Raw genomic sequence first — 19,905 nt, 5'->3', positions numbered from 1 at the left:
GATGTTCACTGGAATCATTGAGGGCCGCGGCACCGTCCTGGCCCTGGAACACCGCCCCGAAAGCGACAGCGCCGTGCTGGTCCTGGACGCCGGCGCCGTACTTGAAGGCATGGAACTGGGCGGTTCCATCGCCGTGGACGGCGTCTGCCTGACCGCCACCCGGCTCGACGGCGGGACTGTTGAGGTGGACGTCATGGGCGAAACCCTTGTCCGCACCACCACCGGTGCCCTGGCCGCAGGCGACACCGTCAACCTGGAACGCTGCGTCCAGGCCGGCGGCCGGCTCGACGGGCACGTGGTCCAGGGCCACGTGGACGGCACCGGCTCCCTGCTGGAGCGCGAAAACCAGGGCAAGTGGGACAGGCTGCGCTTCTCCGTGCCGCGCCCCCTGGCCCGGTACATTGCCGAGAAGGGCTCCATCGCCATCGACGGCGTGTCCCTCACCGTGACCGCCGTCAGCCCGGCAGCCTTGCCGGAACAGTGGTTTGAGGTGGGGCTCATCCCCGTCACCCTGGAACACACCGGGCTCGGGGCAAAGGCCGTGGGCGCAGCCGTCAACCTTGAGGTGGACGTGCTGGCCAAGTACGCGCAGCGGCTGCTTGAATTTAGCAGCCTTCCCGCCACGGAACAGGGGGCCTGAGCATGGACACCACAACCACGCCAAGCGTCCTGGACGCCATCCCGCTGGCCATCGCCGCCATGGCGCGCGGGGAGGCGGTGCTCGTCGTGGACGACGAGGACCGCGAAAACGAGGGCGACATCATCTTCGCCGCCCAGCACAGCACCCCGGCACTCATGGGCTGGACTATCCGGCACAGCTCGGGCGTCATCTGCATCCCCATGGAGGACGCCACCGCGGACCGGCTGGCCCTCCCGCCCATGGTGGAGCGCAACGAGGACGCCAAGGGCACGGCCTACACTGTCAGCTGCGACGCCGCACTCGGTGTCTCCACCGGCATCAGCGCCACCGACCGCTCCCTGACGGCCAACGTGCTGGCAGCCCCCGGCTCCGGCCCGGACACCATCACCCGCCCCGGGCACATGTTCCCGCTGCGCGCCGTTGCCGGGGGAGTGCGCCAGCGCCCCGGGCACACCGAGGCCGCCGTTGAGCTGTGCAGGCTGGCCGGCTGCGAGCCGGTGGGCGTCATAGCCGAGGTGGTGGACGATTCCGGCGAAATGCTCCGGCTCGGCGGCCTGCGCGAGTTTGCCGACACCCATGGGCTGGTGCTCGTTTCCATTGCCGAGCTCGTGGAACACGTGTCGCGGCTGGGGGAGCCGGCATGAGTCCGGCCGAATCCTGCGTCGATGGCGGGCCCGTGGTCCAGCTGCCCACCCGCTTTGGCACCTTTGCCGTCCAGGCCTGGATTGACACCGAGACCGGCGCCGAACACCTGAGCCTGACCGCAGCGGGGGAGGCACCGGACGGCGGGGCCAACACCGAAAGTGCGGAAGCCGCCGTCGTGCCCCTGGTGCGGCTGCATTCCGAGTGCTTGACGGGCGACGTCTTTGGCTCCTTCCGCTGCGACTGCGGCGAGCAGCTGGACTATGCGCTGGAAATGATCCAGCGGCACGGCGGCACGCTGCTCTACCTGCGCGGGCATGAGGGCAGGGGAATCGGGCTGGCCAACAAGATGCGCGCCTACAGCCTGCAGGAGGCAGGCGCCGACACCGTGGAGGCCAACGAGCAGCTGGGCCTGCCCGTGGACAGCCGCGACTACACGGCCGCCGCGGGCATCCTGCACGCCCTGGGCCTGGCCCGCATCAGGCTCCTGAGCAACAACCCGCTGAAGTCGGCAGACCTCTCCCGCCACGGCATCGACGTGGTGGACGTGGTCCCCGCCGAGGTGCCGGCCCGCAGCGAAAACCTGCGCTACCTGCAGACCAAGCGCGACCGCATGCACCATGCACTGAACCTTGAAACACCCACAACCACGGAAGGACCCTCCCTATGAGCGGCCACGGAGCACCCACCATCGGCTTTGACAGCGACGCACAATCACAGGCAGCCGGGCTGAAGCTGGCCATCGTCGCCGCCAGCTGGCACACGGAAATCATGGACGGCCTGCTGGCAGGTGCCCTGCGTGGTGCAGCCGACGCCGGCATCGAGAACCCCGTGGTGGTCCGCGTCCCGGGCAGCTTCGAACTGCCCGTGGCCGCCGCACGGCTGGCACCGGCCTTTGACGCCGTCGTGGCCCTGGGCGTGGTGATCCGCGGGGGAACCCCGCACTTTGAGTACGTGTGCCAGGCCGCCACCATGGGCCTGACCGAGGTCAGCATCCGCACCGGCGTGCCCGTGGGCTTCGGCGTGCTCACGTGCGACACCGAGCAGCAGGGCTTGGACCGTGCGGGCCTGCCCGGATCCTCCGAGGACAAGGGCCACGAGGCCGTCACCGCGGCACTTGCCACCGCCCTGGCCATGGCCGGCCTCGGCGTCTAGGCTCCACCACAACCGCACCATCGACGCATGGCCGCACCTTTCCCGCTCAACCGGTGTCAACTGACCGCCGACAAGCGCGAAAGGTGCGGCCATGCGCATTTGGGCGGCGGCGCGGAGTGTTCACATGCTGGACAAGCCGCGTCCCAAAATCCGCGATGCGCCGGGCGGGCCGGTAAGGTGGACTGCGTGAAGACCTTCGAATCCCTTTTTGATGAGCTCAGCGCCAAAGCCGCAGCCCGGCCCGCTGGCTCCCGTACCGTCGCCGAACTTGAATCCGGCATCCACGGTATTGGCAAGAAAGTGGTTGAGGAAGCCGCCGAGGTGTGGATGGCCGCCGAGTATGAATCGGAAGAAGCCTGCGCCGAGGAGATTTCCCAGCTGTTCTACCACCTGCAGGTCATGATGATCGCAAAAGGCCTGACCCTTCAGGACGTCTACAAGCATCTGTAGCCACCACTTGTGGCCAATCGATGCAAGAAACCCGTCCCTGAAATGCGGCACAGAAAACTGTGCCGGCCGCCTTTTGCCTGAACTCGACTGAAAGAACTTTTCCCATGCTCCGTGTTGCCGTACCCAACAAGGGTTCCTTGTCCGAAGCCGCCTCCGCCATGCTTGCCGAGGCCGGCTACCGCCAGCGCCGCGATACCCGCGAGCTGGTCATGGTTGACGCTGACAACAACGTCGAATTCTTCTTCCTGCGCCCCCGCGACATCGCCATCTACGTTGGCGCCGGCACCCTCGACGTCGGCATCACCGGCCGCGACCTGCTGATGGACGCCCAGGTGGATGCCGAGGAACTGCTGCCCCTGGGCTTCGCCGCCTCAACGTTCCGCTTTGCCGGGCCCGTGGGGCACTTCTCCAGCGCCGCAGAGCTGGAGGGCAAGCGCCTGGCCACCAGTTACGACGGCCTGCTGCGCGAATACCTGGCCGAACTGGGCATCAAGGCCTCCGTGGTCCGCCTCGACGGTGCCGTGGAATCCTCCGTGCGCCTGGGCGTGGCGGACGCCATTGCCGACGTCGTGGAGACCGGCAGCACGCTCAAGGCCGCCGGCATGGAAATCTTCGGCGAGCCCATCCTGAACTCCGAGGCCCTGCTGATCGGCCGCCGCGGCGTCAAGGCGCCGGCCGGCCTTGAGGTCCTCATCCGCCGCCTGCACAGCGTCCTTGTGGCACGCCAGTACGTGCTGCTGGACTACGATGTGCCGAAGAAGCTCATGGAAAAGGCCACGGCGCTGACCCCCGGCCTGGAATCACCCACCGTTTCCCCGCTGCGCGACACCGACTGGGTGGCCGTGCGCTCCATGGTCCTGGCCAAGGACACCAACCGCATCATGGATGAGCTGTACGACCTTGGCGCCCGCGCCATCCTGGTCAGCAACATCCACGCCTGCCGCATCTAAGGGGACACACCATGAGTGTTGCCATTCGAGTCATTCCCTGCCTGGACGTCGACGCCGGCCGCGTGGTCAAGGGCGTCAAGTTCCAGAACCTGCGTGACGCCGGCGATCCCGTTGAGCTGGCCAAGCGCTACGACCTGGCCGGGGCCGACGAGCTCACCTTCCTGGACGTCACGGCGTCCTCGGGCAACCGGGAAACCACCTTTGACGTGGTGTCCCGCGCGGCCGAGCAGGTCTTCATCCCGCTGACGGTGGGCGGGGGAGTCCGTGAGGTCTCCGACGTGGACAAGCTGCTGCGCCACGGCGCCGACAAGGCCTCCATCAACACGGCCGCCATTGCGCGCCCGGCGGTCATTGACGAGATCACCCGCCGCTTCGGCTCGCAGGTCCTGGTGCTCAGCGTTGACGCGCGGCGCACCCGGGGCGGCATCACGCCGTCGGGCTTTGAGGTCACCACCCACGGTGGCCGCGAGGGCACCGGCATCGATGCCATTGAATGGGCCAGGGAGGCTGCCGACCGAGGTGTGGGCGAAATCCTGCTGAACTCGATCGACGCCGACGGAACCAAGGAGGGCTTCGACCTGGAGCTCATCCGCCTGGTCCGCGCCGCCGTGCACATCCCGATCATCGCCTCGGGAGGTGCCGGCAAGCCGGAGCACTTCCCGCCGGCGGTTGCCGCCGGCGCCAACGCCGTGCTGGCAGCCTCCGTGTTCCACTTTGGTCCGGACCATGCCATTGCCGACGTCAAGAAGGCCATCCGCGAGGCAGGCTACGAGGTCCGCTGACCGGCGGGCCCAACGCGAACGGGCAGTGGGGGTGGGGGGTTTTAAAAAACACCAAAACAACCCCGACGCTTTTTTGCTTAAAGTGCCCGCATCCTGTTGTTGCGCGGATTGTGTTCCAGCTCGGCCAGGCCCAGCGCCTCCAGCAGCGGCGGCAGGTACATGCCCACCCTGCCGCGGTAGCCCTTCTTCAGGCCGTACCAGCCGCCCACGGGGTTGCTTCCCGCGCGCCCCCAGGCCTCCACGGTGCCGTCCTTGGCTGGTTTCTGTTCATCGGCGCTGCCCAGTTCCATCCAGTCGCCGTGCTCGGCAAGCATCGCCGCCAAGTCTGCCACGAGGCGCAGCTGGTACTTCAGGACCGTCTTGCCCACTGTGCACACGAGCTCCGGCGGATCCGCGGATTCGTCGCGGTGCATGGTGTATTCGGAGGTGCCGGGAGGGGTTTTCAGCAGCCACGGGTCGTCCTTGGTGCCGGCGTTGCCCCAGTCGGGTGTGCTCATGAACCGCTCCGTCCAGTAGGGGTGGCCACAGGCCACGGTGAAGCTAGAATCCCACGTCCGCCGTCTGCAGCAGGGCGACGGCGTCAGGCTGGCCCTCGAATGAGACCAGGGCCTGGCCCGTGCGTCCGTTGGCGTGCAGGAGCAGTTCGCCGGGATCGCCGATGATGGCGACGGAAACCGGTGCCCGCTTGGCCACGTGGCGCGGTCCCTCGGGGCTTACCAGGATGATGCCCAGGTCCACGCCGCGGTACAGGATGGCCGCGCGCTTGAGCAGCTCGGCCCACAGCGCCTGGGAGTACCCGGCGTCCAGGGTGCGCGGCGCCCAGCGGTCGGTGGCCCGGCGGACGTCCTCTGTGTGGACAAAGAATTCGGTGAGGTTTGCGCTGTGGTCAACGGCCTTCAGGGCAAACGGGGAAAGCTTGGGCGGCCCGGCGCGGAACTTCTCCACGAGGGCGGCAAAGGCTTCAGGTGTGCTGGACTGTGCGGCCAGCTCGGCAATGGCCTTGTCCGTGGCTTTTTTCCAGGGCTTGAGCACCATGCCCAGGCCCACGCGGGGATTGTGCTCGCGCAGGTAGAGGTGCGCGGCCAGCTCCTGGGTCCGCCATCCTTCACACAGCGTGGGTGCTCCCGGACCGGCGGCCAGCAGGGTCTCGGCAAGGACTTCACGGGACGGCTCTACATATTGCATCACTTGTGAAATTAGCATGTATTGGCCGCCGGCGTCAGCAGGAACCGCCGCAACCCGATCCCGTTTTTGGCAAACACCCGCCCGCCAAGTCCACCTGCCAACCTCAATGGGGCCCGGGCGGCGTTTGTGGCACTAGAATTGCCTGTGATGCAGCAAAGCCCAGAACCCCAGCCCCTGCCCGCCGATTCCCTGGGCCAGCCGCCCCTTGAACTGCCCGCCGATGTTGCCGCCAGGCTCAAGCACGACGCCGCCGGCCTGGTCGCCGCCGTGATCCAGCAGTTCGACAGCCGCGACGTCCTCATGCTGGGCTGGATGGACAACGAGGCCCTGCGCCGCACGCTCACCACCGGCCGCGTCACCTTTTACTCCCGCTCACGCCAGGAATACTGGCGCAAGGGCGACACCTCCGGCCACTTCCAGTACGTGAAGTCTGTGGCCCTGGACTGTGACGGCGACGCGCTGCTGATCACCGTCGACCAGGTGGGCGCCGCCTGCCACACCGGAACCACCACCTGCTTTGACGGCCGGGAACTCGCCGCCGTGGTGGGCAGCCGCGGCGAATAGCCGCCCACGCAGCCCGCACCCTTGCCAGACCGTACGCCCTGAAGAAAGCCAAACAGCCATGCAAGATCTCGGTGTCATCAGCCCCTCCCTGAGCGAATTCAGGGAGCTCGCGCGCACCCGCCGCGTCATCCCCGTCCACCTCAAGGTCCTGGCCGACGCGCAGACGCCCATCGGCCTGTACCGCTCCCTGGCCGCCGGCGCGCCGGGCACCTTCCTGATGGAATCGGCCGCCGTGGGCGGGGCCTGGTCGCGCTACTCCTTCATCGGCGTGCGCTCCAGCGCCACCTTGACCACGCACGACGGCGGGGCGTTCTGGCAGGGGGAACCGCCCCTGGGCGTGCCCCTGGCAGGCAACCCAGTGGAGGCCATGGAGGCCACCCTGAAGCTGCTGGCCACCGATCGCTTCGAGGGCCTGCCGCCGTTCACCTCGGGCCTGGTGGGCTTTGTGGGGTGGGAATCGGTGCGGCACTGGGAGAAGCTTCCGTCCCCGCCGCTGGATGACCTGGAACTTCCCGAGCTTGCCCTGAACCTGATCGCGGACATGGCTGTCCACGACAACAACGAGGGCAGCGTGCTGCTGATCGCCAACGCCATCAACGCCAACGGCACGGACGACAACGTGGACGACGCCTGGCATGCCGCCGTGGCCCGCGTCGAGGCCATGGTTGCCCAGCTGCGCGTCCCCGTGGCCCAGCCCATGTCGGTGCTGGACTCCCCGGCCGCCACCTTTGCCGACAGCGTCCAGGAACGCTGGGACCGCAACGATTACCTCGCCGCGATTGACCGCGGCAAGGAAGCCATCGTGGACGGCGAAGTGTTCCAGGTTGTCATCTCGCGCCGCTTTGAAATGGTGTACGAGGCCTCCGCACTGGACGTCTACCGGGTGCTGCGCAACACCAACCCCAGCCCCTACATGTACCTGTACAGCTTTGAGGATGCCTCCGGGCGCCCCTACTCAATCGTCGGCTCCTCACCCGAGGCGCTGGTCAGCGTCCTGGGCAACGAGGTCATCACCCACCCCATCGCCGGCTCGCGCCCCCGCGGAGCCACCGTGGAGGATGACAAGCTGCTGGCCAAGGACCTGCTGGCCGACGCCAAGGAACGCTCCGAGCACCTCATGCTCGTGGACCTTTCCCGCAACGACCTCTCCAAGGTCTGCGAGCCCGGCACAGTGGATGTCACCCAGTTCATGGAGGTGGAGCGCTTCAGCCACATCATGCACCTGGTCTCCACGGTGGTGGGCACGCTCAGCCCGGACAAGAGCGCCTACGACGTGCTGGCGGCAACGTTCCCGGCCGGCACGCTGTCCGGTGCGCCCAAGCCGCGCGCCCTGCGCCTGCTCGACGAACTTGAACCCCACCGCCGCGGCATCTACGGCGGCGTGGTGGGCTACGTGGACTTCGCCGGCGACATGGACATGGCCATCGCCATCCGCTCGGCCCTGCTGCGCGGCGGCAAGGCCTACGTCCAGGCCGGCGGCGGCATTGTTGCCGACTCCGTCAATGAGACTGAGGCCGAGGAAACCGTGAACAAGGCGGCCGCGCCCCTGCGCGCCGTGCACGCCGCAGCGTCCCTGCGTGACCTCGATGCAAAGTTTGGCGGAAACTGATGAATAGGGAAAACGCCGCAACCGGCGAAAGCGACGTGAACGGCGGCGAACTGCCCGCACCGCACACCACAGCGGTGCGGGTTCCCGCGTGGCAGCGCAAGTCCACGTTGATCCTGCTGGCCGTGGTGGCGGCCCTGGCCGTCTTCGGCACCACCACCCAGACCTGGATCCACGTGGCCATCAGCCCCGGCGAGGTGGCCACGACGGACCTGGACATCCCCGGCTCCAAGGCTGCCGTTGCCGTCTCCGCCCTGGCCCTCGTGGCCCTGGCCGGCTCCCTGGCCACCACCATCGCCGGCAAGGTTGCCCGCAACGTGACCGCCGCGATTGTCTTCCTCAGCGCGGTGGGAATCATCGCCGTCGTGCTGGGCATCCTGGCCGACCCCGCCACCGCGGCCATGACCGAGGTGGGCGCCGCGACCGGCATCGAGGGCCAGCCCTCCAATGCCACCACCACGCTTTTCCCCGTCCTGGCAGCCGTTGCGGCCGCCGTGCTGGCCCTCGCCGCGCTGCTGGTTTTGTTCCTTGGCCGTGGCTGGAATGTGCGCAGCAAGTACGACGCCGCCAAGGCCGCCCCCGTGGGCGGCAAGGACCAGCCGATGGACGAGATCGACCGCTGGGACAGCCTCAGCCGCGGCGAAGACCCCACGGAATAGGGCCCGCGCAGCAGCGGCCCGTCCGCCCGCCGTGCGGCTTTCGGAATCCGCGGTCAAGTAATGGCAGAATGTATTTTTAGTATCCGCGTTAAATAGGGAGATTTACCATGAGCAACAAGTCGGCTGCAACAGTATCCGTGGAAGAGCCCATTGACCACAGCATCGAGCTGGGCCACGGCAACAGCCCGGCAGCCTGGACCAGCGTCACCATCATGCTGGTTGGCACCATCGTTGGCTGCATCGCCTTCGTCATCGGCGAAAGCGCCACGACCTTGTTCTGGATCGGCGTGGGCATCATTGTTGTCGGCCTCATTGCCGGCCCGGTTCTGCGCGCAGCAGGCTACGGTGTTGGCGGCAGCAAGCTGAAGAACACCGGCCACTAACCGTGACTGTTTTGCTGGACATCATTGCAGGAGTCCGGGAGGACTTGGCGGTCCGCATGGAGAAGGTCAGCCTGGCCCAGCTGAAGGAGCAGGTCTTGCACGTGGCCCCGGCGCTGGACGCCTGGGCTGCACTGGACGGCGACAAGTCCGACCGGCCCGACCTGAAGGTCATTGCCGAGGTCAAGCGCCGCAGCCCCTCCAAGGGTGACCTGGCCGGCATCGCCGACCCAGCAGCCCTGGCCTCGCTCTACCGCGACGGCGGAGCGTCGGTCATCAGCGTCCTGACCGAGGAGCGCCGCTTCAGCGGTTCGCTCGCCGACCTGGACGCAGTGCGCGCCGCGGTGGACATCCCCGTGCTGCGCAAGGACTTCACCTGCGATGAGTACATGATCTGGGAGGCCCGCGCCCACGGCGCGGACCTGGTGCTGCTCATTGTGGCCGCACTCAGCGACGAAGACCTTCGAAGCTACCTGGAACTGACACACCAGCTGGGCATGAACGCCGTGGTGGAAACACACACGGCGGAAGAAATTGAACGGGCCGTGGCTGTCGGTGCCAAGATCATCGGCATCAACGTCCGGAACCTGAAAACCCTCGACGTGGACCGCGGCATCTTCGCCGCACTCGCCGGGGACATTCCGGCCGGGCCCATCGTGGTGGCCGAGTCGGGTGTCCGCGACGTGGCCGACGTCGAGCATTACAGCGCCAACGGCGCCCACGCGATTCTCGTGGGGGAGGCGCTCGTGAAGGACGCCAGCCCGCGCGAGCGGATCGCGGAATTCAAGGCGGCCGGGGCACTGGCCATCAGCACACGCTAGGGAAGGGCCCGTCCAGAAGGGCGGGCCTTTTCCACACCGGCACCCGCCGGAGCAGTAACTGCCGCAGCGCATGCGGCAACGTGCGGAACGCGCGGCATGCAGCCCGCCGCGTGTCACCGCCCACAGACCATTAATGCAGTACATATCCAGGAAGAGGACGGTGGAAGTGATGGCCAACGTGCCAGCAGCTTCGTCTCAGGATCCCGCCGACATGGTGGATCCGGCAACAGCCTTCCTGCAGGGCGGCGCCCCTGCAGGAACAACCCCGGAGCATTCCCTGCGGCATGCCCCCGGACCCTACTTTGGCAGCTACGGCGGGCGCTGGATGCCCGAGTCGCTCATCGCCGCCCTGGACGAGCTTGAGGAAACTTTCGAGAAGGCCAAGGTTGACCCCGAGTTCCTCGCCGAGATTGCCGAGCTGAACAAGAACTACTCCGGCCGCCCTTCGCTGCTCACCGAGGCCAAGCGCTTCAGCGAACATGCCGGCGGCGCCCGGGTCTTCCTCAAGCGTGAGGACCTCAACCACACCGGATCGCACAAGATCAACAACGTCCTGGGCCAGGCACTGCTGGCCAAGCGCATGGGCAAGACCCGCATCATCGCCGAAACCGGCGCCGGCCAGCACGGCGTTGCCAGCGCCACCGCCGCGGCGCTGCTCGGGCTCGAGTGCGTTGTCTACATGGGTGCCGAGGACTGCCGCCGGCAGGCCCTGAACGTGGCCCGCATGCAGCTGCTCGGCGCCACAGTGGTGCCTGTGACCAACGGTTCCCAGACGCTCAAGGACGCCATCAACGACGCCCTCCGCGACTGGGTGGCCAACGTGGACAACACCCACTACGTGCTCGGCACGGTTGCCGGGGCACACCCCTTCCCCGCGATGGTGCGCTTCTTCCACGAGGTCATCGGCGAGGAGGCCCGCGGCCAGATCCTTGACCAGATCGGCCGCCTGCCCGACGCCCTGTGCGCCTGCATCGGCGGCGGCTCCAACGCCATTGGCCTGTTCCATGCGTTCCTGGATGACCCCTCCGTGAAGATCTACGGCTTCGAGGCCGGCGGCGACGGCGTCGAAACCGGCCGCCACGCGGCTGCCATCACCCTGGGCCGCCCCGGCGTCATGCACGGTGCCCGTTCCTACCTCATGCAGGACGACGACGGCCAAACCGTCGAGTCGCACTCCATCTCCGCAGGCCTGGACTACCCCAGCGTGGGTCCGGAACACTCCTTCCTGGCCGACAACGGCCGCGTCGCCTACGAGCCCATCACCGACGTCGAAGCCATGGACGCCTTCAAGCTCCTGAGCCAGACCGAAGGCATCATTCCCGCCATCGAGTCCTCGCACGCCCTGGCCGGTGCCATCAAGGTGGGCAAGCGCCTCACCGCCGACGCCGCCAACCCTGAGGACGTTGTCATCATCGTGAACCTCTCAGGCCGCGGCGACAAGGACGTGGAAACGGCAGCCGCCTGGTTCGGCATGCTCGATGAAGACGGCCACGTCAAGGGCACCACCCTGTCCACCCGCACGGCCAAGGGCGCAGCCCCGGCTGCCGATGAAAACGCAGAGGATGCCACCCATGAGTGAAAGCACCGCACCGGCCGCCAGCAAGTCCGCGGCCGCCATTGACCGGGCCAAGGCCGCAGGCCGCAAGGCCCTGATCGCCTACCTGCCCGCAGGCTACCCTAACAAGCAGGCCTCCATCGACGCCGCGATCGCAGTGGCCCGCAACGGCGCCGACATCATTGAAATCGGCATCCCGTACTCGGACCCCGTCATGGATGGCTCCGTCATCCAGGCCGCCACCACCGAGGCGCTGGCCAACGGATTCCGCGTGGCAGACGTCTTCGACATCGTCGCCGCCGTCACGGCCGAGACCGACGCCGCCGTGCTGGTCATGACTTACTGGAACCCCGTGGACCGCATGGGCGTGGACGAGTTCTCCCGCCGCCTGGCCGAGACCGGCGGCGCCGGGCTCATCACCCCGGATTTGATCCCGGACGAGGCAGCCGAATGGTTTGCCGCCTCCGACAAGTACGGACTGGACCGCGTGTTCCTTGTGGCGCCGTCCTCCACCCCGGAGCGCGTGGCCATGACGGTTGAGGCAAGCCGCGGGTTTGTCTACGCCGTCTCCATCATGGGCGTCACGGGCGCCCGCACCTCGGTCTCCAGCGCGGCTGAAGCAGTTGTTGCGGCCGCCCACAACGCCGGCGCCGAGCGCGCCTGCGTGGGCCTGGGCGTCTCCCGCCCCGAGCACGTGCGTGAAATTGCCGCCTACGCGGACGGCGTCATCGTGGGCACCGCCCTCGTGGCAGCCCTGCGCGACGGGGGAGTGGAAGCCGTTGGCGCCCTGGCCAAGGAACTGAGCACCGGATTCGACGCCGTGGACGGGGCTGCCCAGTGATCGGCACACTCTCCGCCCAGACGCTCGGCGGGGCCGTTGCCGCCGCCATCCCGGCACCCACCTGGTCAGGCTTCGACATTGGCCCGCTGCGCATCCACGCCTACGCCCTGTGCATCCTGCTCGGCATCGTGGCAGCCCTGTGGCTGACCGACCGCCGCTGGAAGCGCCGCGGCGGGCCGGAAGGCTCCATCTGGGACATCGCCATCTGGGCCATCCCCTTCGGCATCATCGGCGGCCGGCTCTACCACGTGTTCTCCTCCCCGGACGCCTACTTTGGCCCCGGCTACGACGGCACGGGCGACCTATCGCTCATTCCGCAGATCTGGCTGGGCGGCCTGGGCATCTGGGGCGCCGTGGTCCTGGGCGTCGTGGGCGCCTGGATCGGCTGCCGCCGCGCGGGTGTGAAGATCTCCGCGTTCGTCGACGCCGCAGCCCCTGGCATCCTGCTGGCCCAGGCCATCGGCCGCTGGGGCAACTACTTCAACCAGGAACTGTTCGGCGGGCCCACCACGCTCCCGTGGGGCCTGAGCATCTCCCCGGAATTCGTGCCGGCCGGCTACAGCCCCGACACCCTGTTCCACCCCACGTTCCTGTACGAGTGCATCTGGAACCTGCTGGGCGTTGCGGCCCTGCTGCTGATCGACCGCAAGCTGCGCCTGCGCAGCGGCCGCATGTTCCTGCTCTACGCCATGGTCTACACGGCTGGACGCGTCTGGATTGAAATGCTCCGGATCGACGACGCCGAGCAGATCACGTTCTTCGGCATCACCACGCGCCTGAACGTCTGGACCAGCATCATTGTGTTCCTGGCGGCCCTGGTGGTCTTTCTGGTCATCACCTTCGCCAAGCGCGGCAAGGACCAGGAATCGGTGTTCCTGCCGGGCCGCGAGCCGTCCACGGAGGTTTCCTCCGCGGACGACGCCGGCACTTCGGCAGTTGCCGGGGCGGAGACCTCCGCTGTTGCCGGCACAGGTGACGTGGCCGGTGGCGGTTCCGGTGCCGGCGTGGCGTCCAAGGACGCGGACTCCGCACCGGCAAGCGAGACTGCAGAAACCAAGGGGTCCGGCAAGGACGCCTAGGAAGCATCGCCGGCCGTCGTGGCCGGCACACAGCACCACCCGCTGAAGGCGGTCCCGCAAGGGGCCGCCTTTTTCGTGCCCGGAATCCACTGGATTTGGGTTGGGGGAGCAGCGAGCCCAGGAGTGCCCGAACGGCCGGAATTCCGTCGATAATCCGCTGCGCATCACCGGGAGGCACCATATATATTACTGATCGTGCATAAAGTATCGGATTGCAAGATATGCACTTTGGCCCGAGCAGCCCGGCTATATAGTAAAAACCGCTGCACAGGAGGCCCTGGCCCATCGATCCAGCCTCCACTGTGCAAGTGCACCAAGAACCATCAGTTCACAGTGCAGACATCAGTAGCAGCACCACGCACCACAGCAGGACCGCTGGGAAAGATCCGCTTTCCCCGCGCAAAGGGCCAGCGTTGTCCCCGAACCACCGCATACATCAGGGGAAGGATCCACACGTCGTGACTTCAACATCAGCACGTGACTCCCACCGGCCCGAGGCCGTCTCACCATTTACGCGCTTTGCTTCCATGCCGGAGCAGGCCGGGCTGTACCGCCCCGACAGCGAAAAGGACGCCTGCGGCCTGGCCGTGGTCGCCACGCTCCGCGGCACCCCCGGGCACGACATCGTCGAAAAGGCACTCATTGCCCTGCGCAACCTGGAACACCGAGGCGCCGTGGGCGCCGACGAGGGCACGGGCGACGGCGCCGGCATCCTCATCCAGATCCCCGACGCATTCTTCCGCGAGGTCTCCGGCCTGGAGCTGCCCGTACAGGGCAACTACGCCGTGGGCACAGCATTCCTGCCAACCGACCCGCACGAGATGGCGGCGGCACGCGAAGGCCTGGAATCCCTGGCCGAAAGTGAAGGCCTGCGCGTCATTGGCTGGCGCGAGGTTCCCGTGGTTGAGGGCCTGGTTGGTGCCAGTGCCCGTGAGTGCATGCCGCACTTCAGCCAGCTCTTCGTTGCCCTGGCCAAGGAGCCGGCGCAGCCCCTGGACATCCGCGTTGCCAACGCCCTGGACGGCAAGGCCTTCCGCCTGCGCAAGCGCGCCCAGCAGAAGCACGGCGTCTACTTCCCGTCACTGTCCTCCAAGACCATCGTCTACAAGGGCATGGTGACCACCGCACAGCTGGAGCCGTTCTACCCGGACCTGTCCGACCCCCGCTTCGCCTCCAAGCTGGCCGTGGTGCACTCGCGCTTCTCCACCAACACGTTCCCGTCCTGGCCGCTGGCCCAGCCCTTCCGCACCATCGCCCACAACGGCGAGATCAACACGGTCAAGGGCAACCGCAACTGGATGCGCGCCCGCCAGTCCACCATGGCGCACCGCCTCCTGGGTGAAACGCCCGAGGAACTGTTCCCCATCTGCACCCCCGGCGCCTCCGACTCCGCATCCTTTGACGAGGTTGCCGAGCTGCTGTGGCTCTCCGGCCGCCCCCTGACCGAGGCCGTCATGATGATGATCCCCGAGGCCTGGGAAAACCACGCCACGATGGATCCGGCGCGCAAGGCGTTCTACGAATACCACTCGCTCATGATGGAGCCCTGGGACGGCCCGGCCGCCGTGTCCTTCACCGACGGAACCCTTGTCGGCGCAACCCTTGACCGCAACGGCCTGCGCCCTGCCCGCTGGTGGACCACCACCGACGGCCTGGTTGTCCTTGCCTCCGAGGTTGGCGTACTGGAACTGGCCCCGGAAACCATCGCCAGCAAGGGCCGCGTGGCACCCGGCACCATGTTCCTCGTGGACACGGACAAGGGCATCATCATCAGCGATGCCGACATCAAGGCCCAGGCCGCCGCCGCCAACCCCTACGAGGAGTGGGCCCGCGAAAACACCATCTCCCTGGCCGACCTGCCCGAGCGCGAGCACGTGGTCCACACCAGCGCCTCCGTGGTCCACCGCCAGCGCACCTTCGGCTACACCACCGAAGAGCTGAAGATCCTGCTGGGCCCCATGGCCAAGGCCGGCGCAGAACCCCTGGGTGCCATGGGCACCGACACTCCCGTGGCCGTGCTGTCCCAGCGCCCGCGCCTGCTGTTCGACTACTTTGTCCAGCAGTTCGCCCAGGTGACCAACCCGCCGCTGGATGCCATCCGCGAGGAACTCGTCACGTCCCTGAACACGACGATCGGCCCGCAGGGCAACCTGCTCTCACGCAACAAGGTCAAGGCCCCGCAGCTTGCGCTCACCTTCCCCGTCATCAACAACGACGACCTGGCCAAGATCGCCAACATGGAAAGCCCCGTCGCGGCCGACGGTTCCGGCGGCGAACACATCGCCATGAAGGTCCGCGGCCTGTACAAGGTCGACGGCGGCGCCCCCGCCCTGCGCGCCCGCCTCGCCGAGATCTCCGAGCAGGTCTCCGGTGCCATCAACCGCGGCGTGCAGTACATCGTGCTCTCCGACCGTGACTCCTCGGCCGTGTGGGCACCCATTCCGTCCCTGCTGCTGCTCAGCTCCGTGCACCACCACCTGCTGCGCAGTGCCAACCGCACCAAGGTCTCACTGGTGGTGGAGGCCGGCGACGTCCGCGAGGTCCACCACGTGGCAGTCCTGGTGGGCTACGGCGCGGCAGCCGTCAACCCCTACCTGGCCATGGAATCGGTCGAGGAGCTCATCCGCAACGGCGACGTCACAGGCGTCACCCCGGAGCAGGGCGTCTACAATCTCATCAAGGCCCTGGGCAAGGGTGTTTTGAAGATCATGTCCAAGATGGGCATCTCCACAGTGGCCTCCTACTGCGGCGCCCAGACCTTCGAGGCACTGGGCCTGTCACAGGAAATCATCAACCGCCACTTCACCGGCACCGTCACCCAGCTCGGCGGCGTCGGCATGGACGTCATCGCCGCAGAGGTTGGCGCCCGGCACAAGAACGCCTACCCAGTCGACGGCGTCGAGCTCGCCCACCGCCCGTTGCTGGGCGGCGGCGAGTACCAGTGGCGCCGCGACGGCGAACCGCACCTGTTCAACCCGGACACGGTCTTCCGCCTGCAGCATGCCACGCGTGAACGCCGCTACGACATCTTCAAGAAGTACACCGAGGGCGTTGACGAGCAGGCCGGCAAGCTGATGACGTTCCGCGGCCTGCTCACGTTCAAGGACGGCCAGCGCCAGCCGGTGCCCCTGGAGGAAGTTGAGCCGGTCAGCAGCATCGTCAAGCGCTTCTCCACCGGCGCCATGAGCTACGGCTCCATCTCGCAGGAGGCGCACCAGACCCTGGCCATCGCCATGAACCGCCTGGGCGCCAAGTCCAACACGGGCGAGGGCGGCGAGGACGTTGAGCGCCTGCTGGATCCGGAGCGCCGCAGTGCCATCAAGCAGGTGGCCTCGGGCCGCTTCGGCGTCACGAGCCTGTACCTGAGCAACGCGACAGACATCCAGATCAAGATGGCCCAGGGCGCCAAGCCAGGCGAGGGTGGCCAGCTCATGGCCAAGAAGGTGTACCCGTGGATTGCCGAGACTCGGCATTCCACCCCGGGTGTGGGGCTGATTTCCCCGCCGCCGCACCACGACATCTACTCCATCGAGGACTTGGCGCAGCTCATCTACGACTGCAAGCGCGCCAACCCCGAGGCCCGCGTCCACGTCAAGCTCGTCTCCGAGATGGGGATTGGCACCGTGGCGGCCGGCGTGACCAAGGCCAAGGCCGACGTCGTGCTGGTTTCCGGGCACGACGGCGGCACGGGTGCCAGCCCGCTGAACTCGCTCAAGCACGCGGGCATGCCCTGGGAACTCGGCCTGGCCGAAACCCAGCAGACGCTGCGCCTGAACGGGCTGCGTGAGCGGGTTGTGGTGCAGGTCGACGGCCAGCTCAAGACCGGCCGCGACGTGGTCATCGCCGCACTGCTGGGCGCCGAGGAATATGGCTTCGCCACGGCACCGCTGGTGGTTTCCGGCTGCGTCATGATGCGCGTCTGCCACCTGGACACCTGCCCCGTGGGTGTCGCCACCCAAAACCCGGAACTGCGCAGCCGCTTCACCAGCAAGCCCGAGTTCGTGGTCAACTTCTTCGAGTTCCTGGCCGAGGAGGTGCGAGAAATCCTGGCAAGCCTTGGCTTCCGCAGCCTCGAGGAGGCCATCGGCCAATCCGCGGCCCTGGACCTCAAACCGGCCCTGAACCACTGGAAGACCGAGGGCCTTGACCTGTCCCCGATCTTCTCCGACGCCGGCGTCCCCGCCAGCGCCCCTGTCCGCCAGCTCACCACCCAGAACCACGAGCTGGACAAGCACTTCGACCAGCAGCTCGTGGCCATGGCCGCCGAGGCGCTCAGCAACCGCGAACCGGTCAAGATCAGCGTCCCGGTCATCAACACCGACCGTTCCGTGGGCACCATGCTGGGCTGGAACGTGACCCGCGCCTTCGGCGTGGACGTGCTGGGCCCGGACACCATTGACGTGACCCTCACGGGCCAGGCCGGCCAGTCGCTCGGTGCGTTCATGCCGGCCGGCATCACGCTGCGCCTGCTCGGCGACGCGAACGACTACGTGGGCAAGGGCCTGTCCGGAGGGCGCATCACTGTCCGCCCGGACCGTGCCAGCACCTTCAACGCAGCGCAGAACGTCATTGCCGGCAACGTGATCGGCTACGGCGCCACGAGCGGCGAGATGTTCCTGCGCGGCCTGGTGGGGGAGCGGTTCCTGGTCCGCAACTCCGGCGCCACGGCGGTTGTCGAGGGAATCGGAGACCACGGCTGCGAATACATGACCGGCGGAACGGCTCTCATCCTTGGCCCCACCGGCCGCAACTTTGGCGCCGGCATGTCCGGCGGAACGGCCTACGTGCTGGACCTGGAACGCAGCCGCGTGAACAAGGACGCCCTGGACTCCGGGGAGCTGTCCCTGCTGGAGCTCGACGCCGTCGACAAGGACATTGTCATCGCACTCCTGCGCCGGCATGCCGAAGAGACCGGATCGGAAACGGCCGACGTACTGCTGGCGGACTTCCCCACAGCATCGGCCCGCTTCACCAAGGTCCTTCCCCGCGACTACGCAGCAGTATTGGAGACCCGACTGGCAGCAGCCGAGTTGGGCGAAGACCCGGACGGCGCAACCGTCTGGCAGAAAATTTTGGAGGTCACCGGTGGCTGATCCGCACGGTTTCTTGAACACCCGCGAACGCATCACCCAGACCCGCCGGCCCGTTCCGGTGCGCATCATGGACTGGAAGGAAGTCTACGAAGCGCAGGAGAAGGGCGTGCTGAAGTCGCAGGCCGGCCGCTGCATGGACTGCGGCGTGGCGTTCTGCCACCAGGGCTGCCCGCTGGGCAACCTGATCCCGGAATGGAACGACCTCACCTGGCGCGACAAGGGCCAGGAGGCCATTGAACGCCTGCACTCCACGAACAACTTCCCGGAGTTCACCGGCCGGCTCTGCCCGGCACCCTGCGAGAGCGCGTGCGTGCTGGGCATCAACCAGCCGGCCGTGACCATCAAGCAGGTGGAGGTCTCCATCATCGATGAGGCATTCAACCAGGACTGGGTGTACCCGCTGCCCCCGGCCCGGCTCACCGGCAAGACAGTCGCCGTCGTCGGTTCCGGCCCGGCAGGGCTGGCAGCTGCCCAGCAGCTGACCCGCACGGGGCACACCGTGGCCGTGTTCGAGCGCGACGACCGCATTGGCGGGCTGCTGCGCTACGGCATCCCGGACTTCAAGCTGGAGAAGGAAAGCGTGGACCGCCGCGTGGCCCAGATGGAGGCCGAGGGCACCCGGTTCCGCACCGGCATCGAGGTGGGCAAGGACATTGGCTGGGAGGAGCTGCGCCGCCGCTACGACGCCGTCGTGGTGTGCACCGGGGCCACCGTTCCGCGCGATTTGCCCATCCCGGGCCGCGGGCTGTCAGGCGTGCACTTCGCCATGGACTACCTGGTCCAGGCCAACAAGGTGGTGGCGGGGGATGCCGTTCCCGGCCAGATCGATGCCCGCGGCAAGCACGTGGTCATCCTGGGCGGCGGCGACACCGGCGCCGACTGCCTCGGCACGGCGCACCGCCAGCAGGCGGCGTCCGTGACCACCCTGGCCATTGGCAAGCAGCCCTCGCCGGAGCGCACCGCTGCCCAGCCCTGGCCCACCTTCCCCAACTTGTTTGAGGTGGCCAGCGCCCATGAGGAGGGCGGGGAGCGCACGTACCTGGCGTCCACCGTGGAGTTCCTGGGCGAAAACGGCGTGCTGACAGGGCTCAAGATTGCCGAGACCGAGTACCTCGACGGGCGCCGCGTGCCCAAGGAGGGCACCGAACGCATCATCGACGCCGACCTCGTGTTCCTGTCGCTGGGCTTCACCGGCCCGGAGTCGGCCGAACTGCTGCACCAGCTGCCCGTCAGCCTGGATCCGCGCAACAACATCAAGCGCGACGGCTATTACATGACGGACCGTGACGGGGTGTTTGCAGCAGGCGACGCCGGCCGTGGGCAATCGCTCATTGTGTGGGCCATTGCGGAGGGGCGTGCCTGCGCCGCTGCGGTGGACAAGCACCTCATGGGGGAGACCAATTTGGATGCACCCGTCTCACCCAGTGATTCGGCTATCCGGGTCTAGTAGCAAAAGCGATAGGCTGTCTTTGGGCACCAAAGATTTCTGCTGAAACCACACAC

At 67.4% G+C, this 19,905-nt stretch carries 19 protein-coding genes; 17 read left to right on the top strand and 2 right to left on the bottom strand.

The features are described from left to right. The first annotated feature begins 1 nt into the window (after position 1). The 7 genes from PCK14_RS01805 (at position 2) to hisF (ending at position 4,619) form a co-directional block, all read left to right on the top strand. Entirely contained in the window at positions 2–640 is a 639-nt protein-coding gene (locus PCK14_RS01805; RefSeq protein ID WP_269936747.1) for a riboflavin synthase, read from the top strand. A 2-nt stretch (positions 641–642) separates the two neighbouring features. Continuing rightward, complete coding sequence (gene ribB, locus PCK14_RS01800; protein ID WP_269936746.1) at positions 643–1,284, top strand: 3,4-dihydroxy-2-butanone-4-phosphate synthase; 642 nt, start codon at positions 643–645, stop codon at positions 1,282–1,284. Further along, positions 1,281–1,952, top strand: a complete 672-nt coding sequence (locus PCK14_RS01795) for a GTP cyclohydrolase II (RefSeq protein ID WP_269936745.1) — start codon at positions 1,281–1,283, stop codon at positions 1,950–1,952. The genes ribB and PCK14_RS01795 overlap by 4 nt, the downstream gene beginning before the upstream one ends. Next, positions 1,949–2,437: a 6,7-dimethyl-8-ribityllumazine synthase gene (gene ribH / locus PCK14_RS01790; protein ID WP_269936744.1), complete on the top strand. Its 489-nt coding sequence runs from the start codon at positions 1,949–1,951 to the stop codon at positions 2,435–2,437. The genes PCK14_RS01795 and ribH overlap by 4 nt, the downstream gene beginning before the upstream one ends. A 186-nt stretch (positions 2,438–2,623) precedes the next feature. Next, entirely contained in the window at positions 2,624–2,887 is a 264-nt protein-coding gene (locus PCK14_RS01785) for a phosphoribosyl-ATP diphosphatase (RefSeq protein WP_103465949.1), read from the top strand. Between the two features lie 104 nt (positions 2,888–2,991). Then, on the top strand, positions 2,992–3,837 hold the full coding sequence (hisG, locus tag PCK14_RS01780; protein WP_269936743.1) for an ATP phosphoribosyltransferase: 846 nt from the start codon (positions 2,992–2,994) through the stop codon (positions 3,835–3,837). An 11-nt stretch (positions 3,838–3,848) separates the two neighbouring features. Beyond that, positions 3,849–4,619, top strand: coding sequence for an imidazole glycerol phosphate synthase subunit HisF (hisF, locus tag PCK14_RS01775; RefSeq protein ID WP_269936742.1), 771 nt, complete (start codon positions 3,849–3,851; stop codon positions 4,617–4,619). Between the two features lie 77 nt (positions 4,620–4,696). Here the strand turns inward: hisF and PCK14_RS01770 are convergent, their stop codons facing one another. Then, positions 4,697–5,116 carry a DUF6855 family protein gene (locus PCK14_RS01770; protein WP_269936741.1) on the bottom strand — a complete coding sequence of 140 codons (420 nt, stop codon included), beginning with the start codon at positions 5,114–5,116 and terminating at the stop codon, positions 4,697–4,699. Positions 5,117–5,159: 43 nt separating this feature from the next. Beyond that, positions 5,160–5,804, bottom strand: coding sequence for a TIGR03085 family metal-binding protein (locus tag PCK14_RS01765; protein WP_269936973.1), 645 nt, complete (start codon positions 5,802–5,804; stop codon positions 5,160–5,162). Between the two features lie 147 nt (positions 5,805–5,951). Between PCK14_RS01765 and hisI the strand changes: the two genes are divergently transcribed. From hisI to PCK14_RS01715, 10 genes are all read left to right on the top strand, one after another. After that, on the top strand, positions 5,952–6,368 hold the full coding sequence (gene hisI, locus PCK14_RS01760; RefSeq protein ID WP_269936740.1) for a phosphoribosyl-AMP cyclohydrolase: 417 nt from the start codon (positions 5,952–5,954) through the stop codon (positions 6,366–6,368). A gap of 58 nt (positions 6,369–6,426) precedes the next feature. Next, positions 6,427–7,977, top strand: a complete 1,551-nt coding sequence (locus PCK14_RS01755) for an anthranilate synthase component I (RefSeq protein ID WP_269936739.1) — start codon at positions 6,427–6,429, stop codon at positions 7,975–7,977. Further along, positions 7,977–8,633 (top strand): Trp biosynthesis-associated membrane protein, encoded by a 657-nt coding sequence (locus PCK14_RS01750; protein ID WP_269936738.1) that lies wholly within the window; start codon positions 7,977–7,979, stop codon positions 8,631–8,633. Before PCK14_RS01755 ends, PCK14_RS01750 begins: the two co-directional genes overlap by 1 nt. Before the next feature lie 107 nt (positions 8,634–8,740). Further along, the gene (locus PCK14_RS01745) at positions 8,741–9,016 is read left to right on the top strand and encodes an HGxxPAAW family protein (RefSeq protein ID WP_269936737.1); all 276 of its coding nucleotides are present in this window, start codon (positions 8,741–8,743) and stop codon (positions 9,014–9,016) included. Positions 9,017–9,018: 2 nt separating this feature from the next. Next, complete coding sequence (gene trpC, locus PCK14_RS01740) at positions 9,019–9,834, top strand: indole-3-glycerol phosphate synthase TrpC (RefSeq protein WP_269936736.1); 816 nt, start codon at positions 9,019–9,021, stop codon at positions 9,832–9,834. Positions 9,835–10,003: 169 nt separating this feature from the next. Next, complete coding sequence (trpB, locus tag PCK14_RS01735; RefSeq protein WP_269936735.1) at positions 10,004–11,413, top strand: tryptophan synthase subunit beta; 1,410 nt, start codon at positions 10,004–10,006, stop codon at positions 11,411–11,413. Then, positions 11,406–12,230, top strand: coding sequence for a tryptophan synthase subunit alpha (trpA, locus tag PCK14_RS01730; RefSeq protein ID WP_269936734.1), 825 nt, complete (start codon positions 11,406–11,408; stop codon positions 12,228–12,230). The genes trpB and trpA overlap by 8 nt, the downstream gene beginning before the upstream one ends. Then, a complete protein-coding gene (gene lgt / locus PCK14_RS01725) occupies positions 12,227–13,309 on the top strand; it encodes a prolipoprotein diacylglyceryl transferase (protein WP_269936733.1) in 1,083 nt (360 codons plus the stop codon). Before trpA ends, lgt begins: the two co-directional genes overlap by 4 nt. Before the next feature lie 527 nt (positions 13,310–13,836). Further along, positions 13,837–18,402 carry a glutamate synthase large subunit gene (gene gltB, locus PCK14_RS01720; protein WP_269936972.1) on the top strand — a complete coding sequence of 1,522 codons (4,566 nt, stop codon included), beginning with the start codon at positions 13,837–13,839 and terminating at the stop codon, positions 18,400–18,402. After that, the gene (locus tag PCK14_RS01715) at positions 18,395–19,849 is read left to right on the top strand and encodes a glutamate synthase subunit beta (RefSeq protein WP_269936732.1); all 1,455 of its coding nucleotides are present in this window, start codon (positions 18,395–18,397) and stop codon (positions 19,847–19,849) included. Before gltB ends, PCK14_RS01715 begins: the two co-directional genes overlap by 8 nt. Positions 19,850–19,905: the final 56 nt, after the last annotated feature.

Origin of the sequence: Arthrobacter sp. HY1533 (genome assembly GCF_027568515.1) — a bacterium.
In the GTDB taxonomy this organism is placed as follows: Bacteria; Actinomycetota; Actinomycetes; order Actinomycetales; family Micrococcaceae; genus Specibacter.
The sequence above is the reverse complement of the archived record's forward strand: the minus strand, read 5'-3'. Positions and strand labels throughout refer to the sequence as shown.